Annotated in this window: 1 protein-coding gene; it reads left to right on the top strand. The window is 67.0% G+C overall.

Going from position 1 to position 261, the window contains the following annotated elements:
• A partial coding sequence (locus NLU14_RS22210) for a T6SS immunity protein Tdi1 domain-containing protein (RefSeq protein WP_275710687.1) occupies positions 1-202 on the top strand: 202 nt, incomplete at its 5' end.
• Between the last annotated feature and the right edge of the window lie 59 nt (positions 203-261).

Genomic DNA, 261 nt, shown 5'->3' with positions numbered 1-261 from the left:
GGAGCACCTGGAAGAAGAATTCGCGTGGGACCCCTACCCGGAGGCAGTTGCCCGTCAAGGGGCCGCGACGTTCGACGAGTCGTTCATCTTCGTCCCGCTGCCGTCGCTGGGCGGTCCGGGCACGGTCGACACGCTTCAGAAGCGCCCCACCCTCTCGGCGATCCAGGTCATGGTTGATCTGCAGGGCCCTGTCGGCCACTGAAGCGCCACTCGGTCATTCTCGAGGATCACGCCCTCACTGAGCGGTGCCCGGCGCCTGCC

The sequence above is a fragment of the Marinobacter iranensis genome (genome assembly GCF_029207565.1).
In the GTDB taxonomy this organism is placed as follows: domain Bacteria; phylum Pseudomonadota; class Gammaproteobacteria; order Pseudomonadales; family Oleiphilaceae; genus Marinobacter; species Marinobacter iranensis.
The sequence above is the reverse complement of the archived record's forward strand: the minus strand, read 5'-3'. Positions and strand labels throughout refer to the sequence as shown.